Origin of the sequence: Peteryoungia desertarenae (assembly GCF_005860795.2) — a bacterium.
GTDB lineage: Bacteria > Pseudomonadota > Alphaproteobacteria > Rhizobiales > Rhizobiaceae > Allorhizobium > Allorhizobium desertarenae.
This window is the reverse complement of sequence record NZ_CP058350.1, coordinates 416850-433095: the sequence shown is the minus strand read 5'-3', so window position 1 is coordinate 433095 and position 16246 is coordinate 416850. Positions and strand designations below refer to the sequence as shown.

Sequence of the window (16246 nt, the reverse complement as noted above, 5' to 3'; positions counted from 1 at the left end):
CGTTTGCGTATAGCCATGCTGCTAGGTGGGTTGATGACCGTGGCAGCCCCAGCATTCGCGCAGTCATGGGAGCCGATTGAAAAAATCGAACATTACAGGGTCAATGGCACGTCACCGATGGAGCTCTACCAGTCGATCGGCGAGCGCGGCCCGAAACTGAGCCTTGGTCGAGTCATCGCCCATACGACGTTCAAGCTCACCTGGCAGCGCGACTATCAGCAGCAGGGGCAGGCCTGCGTCCTCGCATCCGCAAAGCCGAAGCTCATCATCACCTACACGCTGCCGAAGCCGGTCGAGAGGCTTTCTCCCGATGTGGCGGCAAAATGGCAGGCCTTCTATGAGGGCATCGTCACCCACGAAAAGCTGCACGGGCAGTTCATGAAGGACTTGACCCAACAGATCCAGGACGTGTCGATTGGTCTGAGGGACGAAAACGATCCGGGCTGCAAGAAAGTGCGCGCGGCACTTCAGGCGCAGCTGAAGCCGATTTCGGATGCGCATGTGGCGCGTCACAGCGAATACGATCAGGTCGAGATGTCACCGGGCGGTGCTGTGCACCAGCTGATCCTCGCCTTCCTCAATCCCTGAATTGAAAAGGCGCCCGCATGGGGCGCCTTCAATCCGATATCAAACCCGTTCCAGGGCAATCGCGATGCCCTGACCGACGCCGATGCACATGGTGGAGAGCGCGTAGCGTCCGCCTGTTTCCCTCAGTTCTAGGGCTGCCGTTCCGGCGATGCGGGCGCCCGACATGCCGAGCGGATGGCCAAGCGCGATCGCGCCACCGTTGCGGTTGACGCGCGGGTCGTCGTCGGCGATGCCGAGATCGCGGAGCGTTGCGATGCCCTGGCTCGCAAAGGCTTCGTTCAGCTCGATCACGTCGATCTGCTGTTGCGTCAGGCCGAGGCGGGCGAGCAGTTTCTTCGAGGCTGGGGCCGGGCCGAAGCCCATGATGCGCGGCGGAACGCCTGCGGTTGCGCCACCCAGGATGCGGGCGATCGGGCTAAGGCCGTATTTCTTCACGGCCGCTTCCGAAGCGATGATCAGGGCGGCGGCACCATCATTGACGCCGGAGGCATTGCCGGCGGTGACGGTGGCGCCTTCCACCTTGTTGACTGGCTTCAGCTTGGCGAGCGCCTCGACCGAGGTTGCGCGCGGATGCTCGTCACGGTCGACGATCACGGGGTCACCCTTGCGCTGCGGCACGGTGACAGCAACGATTTCCTTCGCCAGCCGCCCATTGGCTTGAGCTTCCGCCGCCTTGGTCTGGCTGCGCACGGCGAAGGCGTCCTGGTCCTCGCGGGAAACCTTGAAATCGATCGCGACATTGTCGCCGGTCTCCGGCATGGAATCGACGCCGTATTGCTTCTTCATCAGCGGGTTGACGAAGCGCCAGCCGATGGTGGTGTCGTAGATCTCGGCATTGCGGGAGAAGGCCGTTTCAGCCTTGGGCATGACGAAGGGCGCGCGGCTCATGCTTTCGACACCACCGGCGATCATCAGCTCGGCCTCGCCCGCCTTGATGGCGCGGGCAGCCGTGATGACCGCATCCATGCCGGAGCCGCAGAGGCGGTTGATCGTGGTCCCGGTGACGGAGACGGGGAGACCCGCCAGAAGCGCTGACATGCGGGCAACATTGCGGTTGTCTTCGCCCGCCTGGTTGGCGCAGCCGTAGATGACGTCCTCGACGGCTTCCCAGTCGATGCCGGCATGGCGCTCCATCAGGGCCTTCAGCGGCACGGCGCCGAGATCATCGGCACGGACGGAGGATAGCGAGCCGCCGAAACGGCCGATAGGCGTGCGGATGTAATCGAAGATAAAGGCTTCGGTCATGACTTGTACTCCTTACAGCGCGGGCACGACGAGGTCGGCGACCGGACCGTCGGTATGCAGCTTGGCGCCGGTCATGGCCTGCAGCTCGTCCATGGTCATGGCGGCGAGCTTCTCGCGCACGACGAACTTGCCGTCGACAATGTCGATCACGGCATGGCTCGTATAAACGCGCGTGATGCAGCCGACGCCGGTCAGCGGGAACGAGCAGCGCTCAACGAGCTTCGGTTTGCCGTCCTTGGTGACGTGTTCGGTGATGACCACGACCTGTTTTGCGCCATGCACGAGGTCCATGGCGCCGCCGACGGCCGGAACGCCCTTGGAGCCGACGCGCCAGTTGGCGAGGTCACCGTTTTCGGCCACCTGGTAGGCACCGAGGATGGCGACATCGAGATGGCCGCCGCGGACCATGGCAAAGCTGTCGGCATGGTGGAAGAAAGCCGCACCCGGCTTCAAAGTGATCGCCTTCTTGCCGGCATTGATCAGGTCCCAGTCCTCTTCGCCGGCGGCTGGCGCTTCACCGAAATTCAGCACGCCGTTTTCGGTGTGGAAGATCGCCTGACGACCTTCCGGCTGGAATTTGGCGACCATTTCCGGGAAGCCTATGCCGAGGTTCACATAGGTGCCGTCTTCGATGTCCTGGGCGGCGCGCCAGGCGATCTGGGCGTTGGAGAGCTTGATGTCTTCGCGGGTGTCGATTGCAGCAGCGTCGGTCATGCGTATGCCACTCCGGCTCGGATGAGCTCTTCTTCCTGTTGCGGGTTGGCGACTTCAACGACGCCATCGACAAAGATGCCGGGGGTGACCACCTGCTCGGGATCGATCTCGCCTGGCTTCACGATTTTCGAAACCTGGGCGATGGTCTTGGCGGCGGCCATGCACATCAGCGGATTGAAGTTGCGACCGGCCATCCGGTAGGTCAGGTTGCCCATGGTGTCGCCGAGATGCGCCTTGACGATGGCGAAATCGGCCTTCAGCCAGCGCTCCTGCACGTATTTGCGGCCATCGAACTCGGCGATGACCTTGCCCTCGGCCAGTTCCGTGCCGAAGCCGGTCGGGGTGTAGAAGGCCGGGATGCCGGCGCCGCCGGCGCGGATGCGCTCGGCCAGCGTGCCTTGCGGCACGAGTTCCAGCTCGATCTCGCCTGCCAGATAGCGGTCGGTGAAGGCGCGAGGGTCGGAGGAGCGCGGGAAGGAGCAGATCATCTTCTTCACGAGACCCGCATCGATCATGGCGGCGATGCCGATGCGACCGTTGCCGGCATTGTTGTTGATGACCGTCAGGTTCTTCGGGCCCCCCGTCTCCCTGAATTGGTCGATCAGGGCGTGAATGAGCTCGATCGGTGCGCCGGAGCCGCCGAAGCCGCCGATCATGACGGTCGCGCCGTCGCCGATGCCGGCCACGGCTTCCGCCAGGCTTGGGATAGTCTTGTCCATGGGAACTCCCGTTTCCTCCAGGCGCGGTCAAGCCGGCCTCGTTCAACGAAATACGTCGGACAAGGCGTGGACATCAAGGGAATTGTGCGTTATTCGATATTTGTTCGATAATCGAACAAATGGAGTAGGAAATGGCTGTCGGTGAGCGCGATTTGATGGGTGGATTTGCAAAGGGGTTGCGGGTCATCGAAGCCTTCAGCGCTGAAAGGCCGCGTCTCTCAATTGCAGCCGCCGCAGAGCTTGCAGGTCTCGACAGGGCCACGGCAAGGCGCTGTCTGCTGACGCTCTCGGAACTTGGTTACGCGGACTATGACGGCAAGTTTTTCTCGCTGACACCGAAGATCATGCGTTTGGGTCATGCTTGGCTATCGGCGACCCCTTTGCCTTCATTGTTGCAGCCACATCTCGATCAATTGAGCGAACGTGTCGGCCAAAGTGCGTCCGCGTCGGTCCTTGATGGCAGTGAAATCGTCTACATTGCACGGGCTTTCCAGCGCCGAGTGATGTCCATCAATCTGATGCCCGGTTCTCGTCTACCTGCATACAGTTCCTCGATGGGTAGGGTTCTGCTTTCTGTCTTGTCCCGCAGCGAGATTCTGGAAATTCTGAAATCGTCCGACCTGAAGGCGAATACGCCTTACACGAAAACGGATATTCCATCGCTTGTTGCCGAAATAGAAGCGGTGCGCCGGCAGGGTTTCGCGGTGATAGATCAGGAGCTTGAAATCGGTCTATGCTCAATTGCACTCCCCGTCCTTGAACGAAAAGGCCGCGTCATGGCCGCCATCAATGTGGGCGCTCCAGCTGCCGTTCTGCCTGCCAAGGATCTTGCGGCCGTCTGCTTGCCGCCGATGCGTGAGATCCAACTGCAGTTGCAAAGCGTGTTGTGAGGCCGCGATCAAGATGCCGCGATCTGTCTCGCGGCATCGCGGATGGTGCCCATGAGCACTGCGAGTGGCATCGAAGGTGTTGAATCGGCCCTCACTGTCAGTCCGACAGGACCCTTGGTTTCGCTGGTGTCAATCGGCAGCGCCACGATCGTGCCGTCCTCGATATCTCTTGCAACCACTCCTGCAGAGATGATCCAGATCGCGTCAGTACTGCGCACGAATGCTCTTCCAAAGGAATCCGAGACGGTTTCGATCTGGGTGGGAAGGGACGAGATGCCATTGGCAATCAGATAGCGCTCGACGAAGGGGCGAATGATCGATGCCCGCGTTGGCATTAGGATCGGGTATTGTTCGAGCGCCGAAAAGACCGGGTGTTGCTTGGCCAGAAGCGGATGCCCCTTCCGAACACAGAAAATGACCTGTTCCGAGTAGAGGTGTTCAAATGAGAAGCCGGTCATCTGCTCGGGTGCAGCAAGTCGACCGACGACCAGATCCAGATCACCGATCCGCAATTGCTCGAGCAAAACCGAATTCTCGCCCGTCACGATCTTTATCCGGGCCGGAATGGCTTCCTGAAGGAACATGGTCATGGCGCGTGGCATGATCCGTGTCGACACCGTCGGCAAGGCGCCGATCCTGATGGGTGGCGCTTCGGCATGCAGGGCATGTGAAACTGAATCGAACCCCTGGCGGAGCGAAGTCAACGCTGCTCCAGCATGCTTCAGAAAGGCCTCGCCATAGCGCGTGATCCGAATGCCTCGACCATCTCGCTCAAATACTGCAACCCCCAGCACGTCTTCCAACTCACGGATTGTCTTTGTTACGGCGGGCTGGCTGACATGAAGCAGATCTGCGGCCTTCATCACGCTTTTCTGCCGCGCAACCTCCACAAATGTCTGCAGGTGGCGGAATTTGACCCGATTATCAATCATTATTCACATAACCCATTGGTTAATGATGAGGTGGAAAACATCATTTTACCTAACCAAACTGACACGGCAATATCATTTTGTGGAGGAATAAATCGTGCAATTCATACGTGTAGGTGATGTGTCGCTGCATTATCAGGTGATTGGCGGCGCTGCTGACAATCCGATTCTCGTCTTCATCAATTCGCTTGGGACCGATTTTCGTATCTGGCGTGATGTCATCGTACGTCTGGCTGGCGACCAGCCATTTCCGCTGCTGGTTTATGACAAGCGCGGTCATGGTCTCTCAGATGTTGGAAATGCGCCCTATACGATTGACGATCATGTCGATGATCTTGTCGGGCTTCTCGATCATCTGCAGGTCCGGCGTACCATCCTTGTTGGCTTGTCCGTCGGAGGGTTGATTGCCCAAGGTCTTTTTGCCCGCCGACCTGACCTCGTCCATGCCCTGATCCTGTGCGATACGGCGCACAAGATTGGTACCGACGCCATGTGGAACGCCCGCATTGCGGCCATAGAAGAGGGCGGACTGGAGGATATTGCGGATGCCGTGATGGAGCGCTGGTTCACTCCATCATTTCGCAGCCAGGCAAACGCGGCATATCCGGGTTATCGAAATATGATGCTTCGCCAGCCGGAAGCTGGCTACACGGGCACGTGTGCAGCCATTCGAGATGCTGATTTTACCGAAACGGCAAAACGGATCAGCGTGCCAGTCCTCTGCGTGGTGGGAAATCAGGATGGGTCCACGCCGCCTGATCTTGTGCGAGAAATGGCGGGTCTCATACCGGGGGCGCGCTTCGAAGTCATATCGGCGGCAGGACACATTCCTTGTGTCGAGCAGCCTGAGGCCCTCAGCGAGGTTCTCTCTGCTTTCATCAGTTCAACCATATCAGGGGAGGCCTCGCATGGCTGATGCAAAGGGTCAGAGCGATCGCTATCGGCAAGGCATGACAACCCGGCGATCTGTTTTGGGCGATGCGCATGTTGATCGGGCGTCGCAGACCTCTACGGCCTTTGATCGTCCATTTCAGGATATGATTACAGAAGGCGCGTGGGGTACCGTTTGGTCGAGGCCGAACTGGACCAAGCGCGAGAGGTCGATGGTGACGATCGCCTTGCTGGCGGCGCTCGGTCATGACGAGGAAGTTGCGATGCATGTGCGGGCGACCGCAAATACGGGTGCAACGCGCGACGACGTCTGTGAGGCCTTGTTGCATGTCGCGGTCTATGCTGGGGTGCCGGCGGCCAATCGCGCGTTCAAGATCGCAAAGCATGTGTTTGAAGAGATGGATGGGGAAACGGCAGGAGAAAGCAATGCGTGATCTGAAAAATCGCAAGCCTGAAACAGGGGCATTCTTCCCCCGTGATCGCAACGGGCACCCGCCCGCCTACACGCCGAACTACAAGACTTCCGTGCTGCGATCCCCGCAAAAGGCGCTTCTCTCTCTCGATGGCACGATCAGTGAAATCACGGGTCCGGTTTTTGGCCATTCGATACTCGGTGAGCTGGACAACGACCTGATCCACAATTTCGCCAAGCCCGGCGAGAGCGCGATCGGCGAGCGGATCATCGTGCATGGCCGCGTGCTCGATGAGCGTGGACGGCCTGTTCCGGGTGCTCTCGTCGAATTCTGGCAGGCCAATGCTGGCGGTCGCTATCGCCACAAGAGGGAAAGCTATCTGGCAGCGCTTGATCCGAATTTCGGTGGCTGCGGTCGCACGATTACGGATGAAGATGGCTACTATATCTTTCGAACAGTGAAGCCAGGCCCCTATCCTTGGCCGAACGGCGTAAATGACTGGCGGCCCGCCCATATCCATTTTTCAATCTTTGGCCACGGGTTTTCCCAACGGTTGATCACCCAGATGTATTTCGAAGGCGATCCGATGATCTGGAAGTGTCCAATCGTTCTCACGATCCCTGACAAAGCGGCGATTGAGCAATTGGTTGCTGCTTTGGATTGGTCCGCAACGATCCCCATGGATGCGCGTGCTTACAAATTCGACATTGTCCTGCGCGGCCGTCGTTCAACACTGTTTGAGAATCGCCTGGAGGGCAACTGATGGTTCAGTCACTCGGATATCTGAAAGAAAGTGCGTCTCAGACCGCGGGGCCATATGTTCATATCGGTTTGACCCCAAACTTCGCCGAGATCAGTGGTGTCTATCCGGTCGACCTCGGAACAGCGATGGTAAATGACAAGACCGCTGGAGAGCGGATCACAATCAGTGGGCGCGTCATAGACGGATCAGGAACACCGCTGCGGGATGCATTGATCGAGACTTGGCAGGCAGATGCGGCCGGCCTTTACAATAGTCCGTCGGAGATGCGTGGAGCTGCGGACCCTAATTTCACCGGCTGGGGTCGTTGTCCCTGCGATTTGACAACGGGTGAATACCGTTTTGAAACCATCAAGCCTGGTCGAGTGCCTTTCAATGACGGTCGTCTGATGGCGCCCCATATCTCGTTCTGGGTCGTAGCGCGTGGCATCAATCTCGGTCTGAATACGCGAATGTACTTTGCCGATGAGGAGGCTGCAAACGCTGAAGATCCGATCCTGATGAAGGTCGAGCACAAGGTACGTTTGCCAACATTGATTGCTACAGGTGAGGGTGGCCACTATCGTTTCGATATCCATCTACAGGGTGATAAAGAGACCATATTCTTTGATCTCTGAGCCCTCTTGTTGTGGTGATTGATGACTGTTGGTGTGTTTGACCATCCTGTGCTTGCAGGACTCCTGGGCGACGAAAGCCTTTATGAGCTTTTCACTGTCGAGGCGGAACTTGCTGCCATGCTTGCTTTTGAAGTGGCGCTGGCACAGGCGCAGGCGGCCTTTGAACTGATACCGAACGAAGCAGCGGATGCGATTGCCCGACTGCCCTCAGGGTTTGCGCCCGACGTGGTGTTGCTCCGCCAGGCCATAGGGTCGGATGGCGTTGTCATTCCCGAACTGGTCAGGCAATGGCGAGAGGCGCTGGGTGAGCACGCGCCCCATGTTCATTTCGGAGCGACGAGCCAGGACGCTATCGATACCGGGTTGATGTTAAGGCTGAAGCCGGCGCTCTCATTGATCGCCCAGCGTCTATTGAACCTCATCGCAGAGCTTGCCGCTCTGAAACAAAGGCATGGGCATGTACAGTTGATGGGGCGCACGCGCATGCAGGCGGCCCTTCCGATCCTCGCAGGTGACCGGATCGCGAGCTGGCAGGATCCACTTGCGGATCTCGATGCTCGGCTAAGGGCTTTTCGAGAAACTGGGCTCCCACTTCAACTTGGTGGCGCTGTCGGGACACTCGAAAAACTCGGCGACAAAGCTGCGGAAATTCGAGCCGATGTTGCGCGTCGCCTCGAACTGGCAGACCATTCCCAATGGCATAGCCAGAGGACCGTGATTGCAGATCTTGGACATCTGGTTTCCTTGATAACCGGCAGTCTCGGAAAATTCGGTCAGGACATTGCGTTGATGGCCGACAACGGCAGCGTCCGCCTATCGGGAGGTGGCGCGTCATCTGCAATGCCGCACAAACGAAATCCGGTAAAGGCTGAGGTTCTGGTGACGCTGGCGAGATTCAACGCTGTTCAGCTCTCCGGTTTGCATCATTCTCTCGTTCATGAGCAGGAGCGTTCCGGTGCTGCTTGGACGCTCGAATGGATGATCCTGCCGCAGATGGTCGTGGCCTGCGGTGGCGCGTTGAAGCTGGGGCTCGATCTTGCCCAGTCAATCGAATCAATGGGTGACGCCGGTCATTAGCCCGCGACAAACATTACAGCATAGGTTCCCAGCACGATCATCGTAACGTTGCGCCGCATCGCGAAATACCAGGCCGGTTGTTTTCCCTGACCTGCAACCAGGTAGTCGCAGTAGAGAAGTGCGATAAAGGCGATGGCTTGCATGGCGAGCGACAGCTTGAGAGGCGCAGGGGAAATCAGCGCGCTGAAGGCGATGAGCGCGGCTGCGTTGCTCAGCAACAAGAGCTGTTTTGGCTGGACAGAGAAGGCCTGCCCCTGCATCCAGGCTGTTCCTGCCATGAATGCCGAAATCACGGCTCCGTAGGCGAGGAAGGTCTGGGCAGGGAAGGTACCCCCGATGCTGAGGAGGGTGGCCAGGGCGGCTGCCAGAAAGGGAACTGCACCGAGATAGGTCAGTGTCAGCGTCAGTGGCTTTTCTCCATACATGCTCATTCTCTTTCCGCCCATCTTCTAATTGCCGCTCCCAACTGTCGCCCGCTATCAAACGCGGCCTCAACGCGATTGCCGAGGCACCAGTCACCGCAAGCGGCCAGATTCAGCTTTTCGTCCCAGAGATAGTCCTTGCCCGCAGCATTTTCGACATTCGCATATCGCCAGCGGTGAAGGTCGATCCAGGCCGCATCAGAGAAATCCATTCCGAGCACCTCGGAAAGCGCTGCGAGCATGGTTTGTCTGATCCAATCACGGTCAGCTTCCAGATGGGCTTCTGCCCAGTCGTTGCGGCTGTGTACCGTGAGCGACAAGGTCGAGGTGCGACCTGGCTTGGTATCATTTGCCGCTACCCATGACAGGATGGGATGGTCGATCCGGGCAGCCTGAAAGGGCAACCGACGCCTTTCCACATCGCCGATCATCAAGGTGAAGCAGCCACTCATGCGCACGCTTTCGAGCGTTTCCTGTCCGGAAAAGTCGGTGGGCATCAGGCGAAGCACCTGCGGGGCTGGTGTTGCACACACGACAAAATCGAACGGGCCGATGACAACCCCGGTCTTTTCCTTATTCAGGGGCCGCAACTGCCACCCGGCCTCACCACGCTCCAAGGTGCTCACTTCGAACTCACGCCTGATCTCAAGGCCAGTTGCAAGATAGGCTGCGAGACTGCTCATGCCCGGCACGCCGGTATATCGATCCTGTCCTGCAGATGACTGAGCCATAGCAAAATCACGCGCCGGAAAAGTCGATATCGATGACGGCCAGCGCGCCACGGCACCCGCCTTCTCGGCATCATTGATGACCTTCGCAAAATCCCTGCCGCGGACTGAGAAATACTGCGCTCCATGATCGAAAGCATAGTCTTCTCTTCGCCTCTGGGCCATTCGACCGCCAAGGCCGCGACTTTTTTCGAAGACCGCGACGTCTGCGAAGTCCTGAACCGTGCGTGCAACAGCAAGGCCTGCGATTCCTGCTCCGACGATGGCTATTCTCTTTTTCACTGGTACTCCTTCGATTGCGCCCGACCACCCGGCTGATGGCTCCACTACGCTATTCAGCTGCCGACGGTTTTGGCTGCATCATCTCGACGGGATGCCTGGCTTGTTTCAAGGAGTGGACGGATCAGAGGATTTGGGAAGCGCCGCTTTATGGTCACGGCGTAGAAGGATTCTGCAATGCCAGGGAGTTCATTGAACTCGACCAGCGCGCCAGCCTCAAGTTCACCTTTCACGACGATCGGCGGAATGACTGCAAGACCAATACCTTCACGCGCCAGAAGGCGCATCATGGCCATATCGTCCACTTCAGCGGCAATCTGTGGGACGATGTCCAACCTCTCGGTCAGGGCTTCGAACTGTATTCGCACGCTGCTTTCCAGTGTCGGCAAAATGACCGGGTGGCTCGTCAGCAGTTCCGACAAGGGCAGTTTTGAGGACGTCAGGCCTGGCTTGCCGACAAGGCCAACGCTTTGCTGATAAAGATGCTGGGCAACAAACGGCGTCATGGCATCGGTTGCAGGTGCCTGATTCAACAGGACAAGGTCGAGATTGAGCGTTTCGAGTGCCGCCAGTAATTCCGCCGTGCTGCCCGAACGAAGGATCAATTCGACATCGGCGCGACCCAGAATAGGTCTTAGAAACTCCATCTGGAAGTTCCGTGACAGGGTAGCCAATGCACCTATGCGAATGGCACGGCGGCTTCGTCCCGTCTCCCGCAGTGTCTCCATGAGTTCTTCGCCAGCGGCAAAGATCGTGTCTGCGTGGTCGAGGGCAATTCGTCCCGCCTCGGTGAGATAAAGCTGTCGCCCACGCCTTTCGAACAGCGGGTGACCGAGACGTTCTTCCAGCTGCTTGATCTGAATGGAGAGCGCCGATTGCGACAGGTTGAGGCGGGCAGCCGTGCGCGTCAGATTGCCGTCATGGGCGACAGCTCGAAAATAGCGCAGATGATGGTAGTTCAGTTCAGCCATAGTTGTTCTATTTAATAGAACGAATTCGAAGAAACAATGAATTTTTCTTGGTGAATGACTCTTGGTAACACCGCCGTGAAGTGTCCCTCCGGCTGGAGAAGCCTATGTTATACGCAGTTCCTCTCATATCGCCCCTTGTTCTGGCTCTGGTCGCAGTGCTTGCGATCCGGACGCCTGGTATGCGTCCACATTCCCTTTTGTTGGCAACCAATGTGGCCGCCATCTTGTCGATGGTTGCAGCGCTTGGATCCGGGATCATTCTCGTCCTGCATGGAGCCGGTGCAACGACGCCGTTCGGGATCGGCTATTTCACCTTCGGTATCCGACTGGATCTGATCAGCCTCATAATGCTTCTCCTGGTCGCCTTCATCGGCTGGGTCGTGCTGCGTTTCAGCGCGACCTATCTTGACGGCGAAGCACGACAGGGCGCCTTCATGGGCTGGATGAGCGCGACGCTCGCGGTCGTCATGTTGCTTGTCTTGTCCGGAACGATCCTACAGTTCGTTCTGGCCTGGATCGGCACAAGCCTCTTTCTGCATCGTCTGCTGCTCTTCTATCCCGGGCGGGTTGCGGCACAACGGGCCGCTTCGAAGAAGTTTGTTGTCTCGCGCATCGGTGACGCAGCACTGGCCATCGCTGCCATTCTGCTGGTCGTTGCCTATGGCACTGGCGATATCAGTGCCATCATCGAGCAGGCACGGGATGGAATGGCACCCGCTGCGGCACTCTGGGCCACAGGTTTTCTGGCGCTTGCCGCGCTGCTGAAGTCGGCACAGTTTCCGACCCATGGATGGCTGACAGAAGTCATGGAGGCCCCCACCCCTGTCTCGGCTCTGCTGCATGCTGGCGTGGTCAATGCCGGGGGCTTCCTTCTGATCCGGTTTGCGGATGTGATGATCCTGTCGCCTGGAATTCTGGCGGTGCTGGTCATGATCGGTGGCTTTACGGCCGTCTTCGGCGGTCTGGTAATGCTGACCCAGAATGCAGTGAAGACATCGCTGGCCTGGTCGACTGTCGCTCAGATGGGTTTCATGATCCTGCAGTGCGGCCTTGCCCTGTTCCCGATTGCGCTCCTGCACATCGTCGCTCACTCTCTTTACAAGGCCCATGCCTTCCTTGCTTCCGGTTCGGCGGTTGAGACCGTGGCTTCGATCCGCAAGCCGGGCCCGGTGGCCATTCCCGATGGTCGGGCGGTTGGCCGCGCATTCCTGCTGGCACTGGCGATCTATGCCGTGGTCGGCCTGCTCTTCGGCTTCTGGGACAAGCCGCCGCAAGCACTGGCTCTCGGTGCGATCCTCATCTTTGGGGTTGCCTATCTGATTGCGCAGGGGCTCGCCGACGCTGCTCCATGGGCACTGACATGGCGCACGTCGCTCTACTCCGCTGCTGCAGCAACCGGCTACTTTGGCCTGCAGTGGGCAACCTACAAACTGATGGACGGGACGCTGCCGGCAACGCCTGACCCTTCCTCCCTCGAGTGGACCTTGATGGTACTGGCAGTCTTCACCTTCGGTGTCGTGGCTGTTGCTCAGGCAATGTTCCCGCTCTGGGCGTATCATCCTGCCGCAGCGGGCCTGCGTGTCCATCTGGCCAATGGCCTTTATTTGAATGCCCTGTTTGATCGCCTGCTGGGGAGCTGGTCCGTTTCCCGGTCAATGAACCCAGCGAAGAGGTAAGTCCGATGTCAAATCAGTCCCGGATAGACAATATTCATGCCGAAGCATTGACCAAGGCTGCCGAGCAGGCAATCAGAGCCATTCCTCCGGTATGGCCCCTGACGGCAACGGTTGCGGTCAACCCCTTCCTCGGGCAGAGCGGAGAATCGCTGAGCCAGACCGCAGAGCGGCTCGGTCGGATCGCCGGTATTTCCTTGGCTATGCCAAGAAGCTGGTACGCCGAGAAGATCGCCGAGGGGAGCATAACTGATGCCGACTTGCTGGCGGCACTGACAGCCAGCAAGGCCAGCGGAACGCCCGACCTGGAAGGTTTGAAATCTGCGGCGAAGACAGTTTCAAAGCCGGCAGAACGTGTGCCGACAGTTGCTGATCTCGCGCTTCAGCAGACGGGGCAGGACTGGCCCCGCTTGATTTCCGACCGGGTTGGCGCTTTTTGTGGCGGCTATTTTGACGAGGGGCAAGCCCTTTGGGCTGCGCCGAAGGATAAAGGGCTCTACAGCGCTTGGCGCGCCTTTGCCACGCATGATCTGACGCCGGAAATTGCCGGATTGAAGGGGTTTGGCGCTCTCGTTGCTGACCTGCCGGAAACGGCAGAGGGAGCTATCGAACGCGTGGCTCTGCGGCTTGGGATCGGAAGCGATCCTGGCACCTATTTCCATCAGCTGCTTCTGACGCTTGGTGGCTGGGCACAATATGCTCGGCACAATCTTTGGAATGCCGAGCTTGCCGGACGAACAGACCTTTGTCTTCGTGACCTCCTGGCCGTGCGCCTGGTTTTTGAGGAAGCCCTCTATCTACAGACCGCCATTAAGATCGGCGATGCCTGGAAGGTGTCTCTTGCCGCTCACCGGGCGCCGATCGTCCCGGGTCCGGAGCTTGTGATCGACGGATTGCTGCAATCGGCTGCCGAATATGCTGCGCAACGCCGGCTCAGCAGCCAGTTGTTGCAGCGCAAGGATACCGCCACGATCGTGCCACTCAACGCAAGACCTTCCGTACAGGCCGCTTTCTGTATCGATGTCCGTTCCGAGGTCTTCAGGCGGGCGCTCGAAACGACGGACACTTCCGTTGAGACCCTAGGGTTTGCCGGCTTCTTCGGCCTTGGCGCAGCCCATCGCAGCTTCGGTTCCGATGTGGTGGAGCGTCGCCTACCTGTTCTCCTCAATCCGGGTGTCTTCACCTGTTCGCAGGTCGAGGATGACGGTCAGAGCGAGAACCTGAAGCGCTTCACTGCCCGCGCAGCGCGTGCGTGGGGACGGTTCAAGCTGGCCGCTGTGTCATCCTTTGCCTTTGTGGAAGCCATGGGCCCTGTCTATGGCGCCAAGCTTCTGAAGGACAGCCTTGGTCTGAAGAAGTCCAAGCAGGCGCCCGAGCCGGCACCAAGTTTTGCAACAGCCGTTGGTTTGGATGACCGGATCAACATGGCCGAGACCGTCTTGCGGGCCATGTCCCTTACCGAACGCTTTGCGCGGATTGTTCTTCTTGCAGGTCACGGCGCCAATGTTGTGAACAACCCCTTTGCCAGTGCTCTTCATTGCGGTGCATGCGGCGGTTACTCGGGTGAAGTCAACGCGCGGCTGCTTGCGGGTCTCTTGAATGACGCCGATGTCCGCAAGGGTCTCATTGGTCGTGGAATTACGGTTCCGGAAGACACGCTTTTCCTGGCGGGTCTGCACGACACCACCACAGATGCTGTGATCCTCTATTCGGAGGATGCTGCGGTCGAGCGGCATCAGAAAGAGCTTGCTCAACTGAAGCAGTTGCTTGCGACAGCGGGTCGTCTGTCACGGTTGGAACGGGCTCAAAGGCTGCCGGGTGCTACCGGACAAACGGTTGAGAACCGTAGCCGTGACTGGGCGGAAATCCGTCCGGAATGGGCATTGGCGGGTTGTCAGGCGTTCATTGCCGCGCCCAGAAACCGGACAAATGCCCTCTCGCTGGAGGGACGGGCGTTCCTTCATGATTACGTCTGGCGCAATGATCAGGAATTCAAGGTCCTCGAACTGATCCTGACCGCACCGGTCGTGGTCGCAAGCTGGATTAGCCTCCAGTATTACGGCTCTGCTGTTGCGCCTTCTCTGTTTGGTTCCGGCAACAAGCTGCTTCACAACATTGTGGGTGGTATTGGCGTGTTCGAAGGCAATGGCGGCCTCATGCGGGCGGGCCTACCCTGGCAGTCGGTTCACGATGGCGAAAAGCTGATGCATGAACCACTTCGCCTGTCGGTGATGATCGAGGCGCCATGCGAGGCGATGACGGATATCCTGCGTCGTCATCCCGGCGTTCGCGAACTCTTTGACAATGGCTGGCTTCATCTCTTCTCCTTGGATGACCAGGGCAATATGGCCTGGCGTTACGGCGGTGATCTGAAGTGGCAGAAGGTCGAAGTTGAAAAGGCTGACAAACCGGCGAGAAGGGCTGCCGGATAATGCGACAATCGTCGCCATCTCATCTTCCTGATCAAGCCGCGGCGATCTACCAAGGTCGCCGCGCCGTGCTTGCGACGATGCATGGCAAGGAGGCGGCGATCGCGCCGTCTCTGTTGGCAAAACTTGGTCTCGCTGTTTTTGTACCAGCAGATCTGGATACGGATGTTCTTGGAACCTTCTCAGGAGAAGTTCCCCGTCGTCAGGGCATTCTCGAAACAGCGGTCGCCAAGGCGAACATGGCCATGGACAAGACCGGCGCGACAATTGGAATTGCCAGTGAAGGTGCCTATGGTCCGCATCCGCGCGTTGCGTTTCTGGCTGCCGGTACCGAGTTGATGGTTCTTGTTGATCGCGATCGCAATATCGTCATACATGAACATATGGTCGACGAAGCGCCAGCCTATGGAAGTTTTGAGGCCAGTACACTTGAAGAAGCGTTGGATCAGCTGACGCGGCTTGGCTTTCCTCAACATGCGGTGATGGTGCGTGCCGTTGACGGGTCGGGTATCCTTGCGGGTCTGAGCAAGGGTATCCGGTCACATGTCGAGTTTGAAGGCGCTTTCGGACGGGCGCTCACGGCAAGCGGGAGCCAACGTGTGATCGTGATGAACGACATGCGCGCTGACCGCAACCCGACACGCATGCGTTTCCTGGAAAAGCTCGCCGCTAGGTTTGCAGACCGGATCGCCACTCTGTGTCCCTCCTGCGGGACTCCTGGCTTTGGCGTTACCGGCACGCGGATCGGCCTTCCCTGTGAGTGGTGCGGTGGCCCCACTCATCTGGTCAGTCACGAAGTTTCTTCATGTGCTTGCTGTGACCATGAACTCGTTATGCCGCGAAGCGATGGTATGCGTTTCGGCGATCCGGCTTTGTGCCCTCACTGCAATCCCTGAAAGCG

At 58.6% G+C, this 16246-nt stretch carries 17 protein-coding genes; 10 read left to right on the top strand and 7 right to left on the bottom strand.

Translation table 11 applies throughout. From position 1 onward, the window contains the following. Positions 1-33 precede the first annotated feature (33 nt). Positions 34-588 carry a DUF922 domain-containing Zn-dependent protease gene (locus tag FE840_RS02110; protein WP_246318832.1) on the top strand — a complete coding sequence of 185 codons (555 nt, stop codon included), beginning with the start codon at positions 34-36 and terminating at the stop codon, positions 586-588. A 39-nt stretch (positions 589-627) separates the two neighbouring features. Here FE840_RS02110 and pcaF read toward each other — a convergent pair whose 3' ends face one another. Genes pcaF through FE840_RS02095 form a run of 3 tightly spaced genes read right to left on the bottom strand, consistent with a single transcriptional unit; the run spans position 628 to position 3266 of the window. Beyond that, positions 628-1833 carry a 3-oxoadipyl-CoA thiolase gene (gene pcaF / locus FE840_RS02105; RefSeq protein WP_138288524.1) on the bottom strand — a complete coding sequence of 402 codons (1206 nt, stop codon included), beginning with the start codon at positions 1831-1833 and terminating at the stop codon, positions 628-630. A 12-nt stretch (positions 1834-1845) separates the two neighbouring features. Next, entirely contained in the window at positions 1846-2547 is a 702-nt protein-coding gene (locus FE840_RS02100; protein ID WP_138288523.1) for a 3-oxoacid CoA-transferase subunit B, read from the bottom strand. Further along, positions 2544-3266, bottom strand: coding sequence for a 3-oxoacid CoA-transferase subunit A (locus tag FE840_RS02095; RefSeq protein ID WP_138288522.1), 723 nt, complete (start codon positions 3264-3266; stop codon positions 2544-2546). Before FE840_RS02095 ends, FE840_RS02100 begins: the two co-directional genes overlap by 4 nt. Before the next feature lie 131 nt (positions 3267-3397). Between FE840_RS02095 and FE840_RS02090 the strand changes: the two genes are divergently transcribed. Continuing rightward, complete coding sequence (locus tag FE840_RS02090; protein ID WP_138288521.1) at positions 3398-4156, top strand: IclR family transcriptional regulator domain-containing protein; 759 nt, start codon at positions 3398-3400, stop codon at positions 4154-4156. An 8-nt stretch (positions 4157-4164) separates the two neighbouring features. Here FE840_RS02090 and pcaQ read toward each other — a convergent pair whose 3' ends face one another. Next, the gene (gene pcaQ / locus FE840_RS02085) at positions 4165-5088 is read right to left on the bottom strand and encodes a pca operon transcription factor PcaQ (RefSeq protein WP_138288520.1); all 924 of its coding nucleotides are present in this window, start codon (positions 5086-5088) and stop codon (positions 4165-4167) included. Between the two features lie 94 nt (positions 5089-5182). Between pcaQ and pcaD the strand changes: the two genes are divergently transcribed. Genes pcaD through FE840_RS02060 form a run of 5 tightly spaced genes read left to right on the top strand, consistent with a single transcriptional unit; the run spans position 5183 to position 8843 of the window. Further along, positions 5183-6001, top strand: coding sequence for a 3-oxoadipate enol-lactonase (gene pcaD, locus FE840_RS02080; RefSeq protein ID WP_138288519.1), 819 nt, complete (start codon positions 5183-5185; stop codon positions 5999-6001). Next, entirely contained in the window at positions 5994-6410 is a 417-nt protein-coding gene (gene pcaC, locus FE840_RS02075) for a 4-carboxymuconolactone decarboxylase (protein ID WP_138288518.1), read from the top strand. Before pcaD ends, pcaC begins: the two co-directional genes overlap by 8 nt. Continuing rightward, positions 6403-7152 carry a protocatechuate 3,4-dioxygenase subunit beta gene (gene pcaH, locus FE840_RS02070; RefSeq protein ID WP_138288517.1) on the top strand — a complete coding sequence of 250 codons (750 nt, stop codon included), beginning with the start codon at positions 6403-6405 and terminating at the stop codon, positions 7150-7152. Before pcaC ends, pcaH begins: the two co-directional genes overlap by 8 nt. After that, positions 7152-7766 carry a protocatechuate 3,4-dioxygenase subunit alpha gene (pcaG, locus tag FE840_RS02065; RefSeq protein WP_138288516.1) on the top strand — a complete coding sequence of 205 codons (615 nt, stop codon included), beginning with the start codon at positions 7152-7154 and terminating at the stop codon, positions 7764-7766. Before pcaH ends, pcaG begins: the two co-directional genes overlap by 1 nt. A 21-nt stretch (positions 7767-7787) precedes the next feature. Beyond that, a complete protein-coding gene (locus FE840_RS02060) occupies positions 7788-8843 on the top strand; it encodes a 3-carboxy-cis,cis-muconate cycloisomerase (protein WP_138288515.1) in 1056 nt (351 codons plus the stop codon). On the opposite strand, the gene FE840_RS02055 is transcribed toward FE840_RS02060, so the two are convergent. The 3 genes from FE840_RS02055 to FE840_RS02045 are packed head-to-tail and all read right to left on the bottom strand — an operon-like array spanning position 8840 to position 11243. Continuing rightward, entirely contained in the window at positions 8840-9274 is a 435-nt protein-coding gene (locus FE840_RS02055) for a DUF3429 domain-containing protein (RefSeq protein ID WP_171033770.1), read from the bottom strand. The two genes, FE840_RS02060 and FE840_RS02055, sit on opposite strands and share 4 nt — an antisense overlap. Next, positions 9271-10275, bottom strand: a complete 1005-nt coding sequence (locus tag FE840_RS02050) for an NAD(P)/FAD-dependent oxidoreductase (RefSeq protein ID WP_138288513.1) — start codon at positions 10273-10275, stop codon at positions 9271-9273. Before FE840_RS02050 ends, FE840_RS02055 begins: the two co-directional genes overlap by 4 nt. A gap of 53 nt (positions 10276-10328) precedes the next feature. Then, positions 10329-11243, bottom strand: coding sequence for a LysR family transcriptional regulator (locus FE840_RS02045; protein ID WP_138288512.1), 915 nt, complete (start codon positions 11241-11243; stop codon positions 10329-10331). Positions 11244-11347: 104 nt separating this feature from the next. Here FE840_RS02045 and FE840_RS02040 point away from each other — a divergent pair, with 104 nt between their 5' ends. The 3 genes from FE840_RS02040 to FE840_RS02030 all read left to right on the top strand — a co-directional run bounded on the left by FE840_RS02040 (position 11348) and on the right by FE840_RS02030 (position 16241). Then, entirely contained in the window at positions 11348-12919 is a 1572-nt protein-coding gene (locus FE840_RS02040) for a proton-conducting transporter transmembrane domain-containing protein (protein ID WP_138288511.1), read from the top strand. A 5-nt stretch (positions 12920-12924) separates the two neighbouring features. Beyond that, positions 12925-15348 carry a YbcC family protein gene (locus FE840_RS02035; protein ID WP_138288510.1) on the top strand — a complete coding sequence of 808 codons (2424 nt, stop codon included), beginning with the start codon at positions 12925-12927 and terminating at the stop codon, positions 15346-15348. 65 nt (positions 15349-15413) lie between these two features. After that, entirely contained in the window at positions 15414-16241 is an 828-nt protein-coding gene (locus tag FE840_RS02030) for a DUF6671 family protein (RefSeq protein ID WP_138288509.1), read from the top strand. The last annotated feature ends 5 nt before the right edge of the window (positions 16242-16246 follow it).

What these genes read in the sequence shown, in the direction of transcription:
- pcaH (WP_138288517.1), top strand. Translation starts at nt 6,403, where the DNA reads ATGCGTGATCTGAAAAATCGCAAGCCTGAAACAGGGGCATTCTTCCCC.
- FE840_RS02055 (WP_171033770.1), bottom strand. Translation starts at nt 9,274, where the DNA reads ATGAGCATGTATGGAGAAAAGCCACTGACGCTGACACTGACCTATCTC.
- FE840_RS02060 (WP_138288515.1), top strand. Translation starts at nt 7,788, where the DNA reads ATGACTGTTGGTGTGTTTGACCATCCTGTGCTTGCAGGACTCCTGGGC.
- FE840_RS02100 (WP_138288523.1), bottom strand. Translation starts at nt 2,547, where the DNA reads ATGACCGACGCTGCTGCAATCGACACCCGCGAAGACATCAAGCTCTCC.
- FE840_RS02040 (WP_138288511.1), top strand. Translation starts at nt 11,348, where the DNA reads ATGTTATACGCAGTTCCTCTCATATCGCCCCTTGTTCTGGCTCTGGTC.
- pcaQ (WP_138288520.1), bottom strand. Translation starts at nt 5,088, where the DNA reads ATGATTGATAATCGGGTCAAATTCCGCCACCTGCAGACATTTGTGGAG.
- FE840_RS02090 (WP_138288521.1), top strand. Translation starts at nt 3,398, where the DNA reads ATGGCTGTCGGTGAGCGCGATTTGATGGGTGGATTTGCAAAGGGGTTG.
- pcaC (WP_138288518.1), top strand. Translation starts at nt 5,994, where the DNA reads ATGGCTGATGCAAAGGGTCAGAGCGATCGCTATCGGCAAGGCATGACA.
- pcaG (WP_138288516.1), top strand. Translation starts at nt 7,152, where the DNA reads ATGGTTCAGTCACTCGGATATCTGAAAGAAAGTGCGTCTCAGACCGCG.
- FE840_RS02045 (WP_138288512.1), bottom strand. Translation starts at nt 11,243, where the DNA reads ATGGCTGAACTGAACTACCATCATCTGCGCTATTTTCGAGCTGTCGCC.
- FE840_RS02110 (WP_246318832.1), top strand. Translation starts at nt 34, where the DNA reads ATGACCGTGGCAGCCCCAGCATTCGCGCAGTCATGGGAGCCGATTGAA.
- FE840_RS02095 (WP_138288522.1), bottom strand. Translation starts at nt 3,266, where the DNA reads ATGGACAAGACTATCCCAAGCCTGGCGGAAGCCGTGGCCGGCATCGGC.
- FE840_RS02035 (WP_138288510.1), top strand. Translation starts at nt 12,925, where the DNA reads ATGTCAAATCAGTCCCGGATAGACAATATTCATGCCGAAGCATTGACC.
- pcaF (WP_138288524.1), bottom strand. Translation starts at nt 1,833, where the DNA reads ATGACCGAAGCCTTTATCTTCGATTACATCCGCACGCCTATCGGCCGT.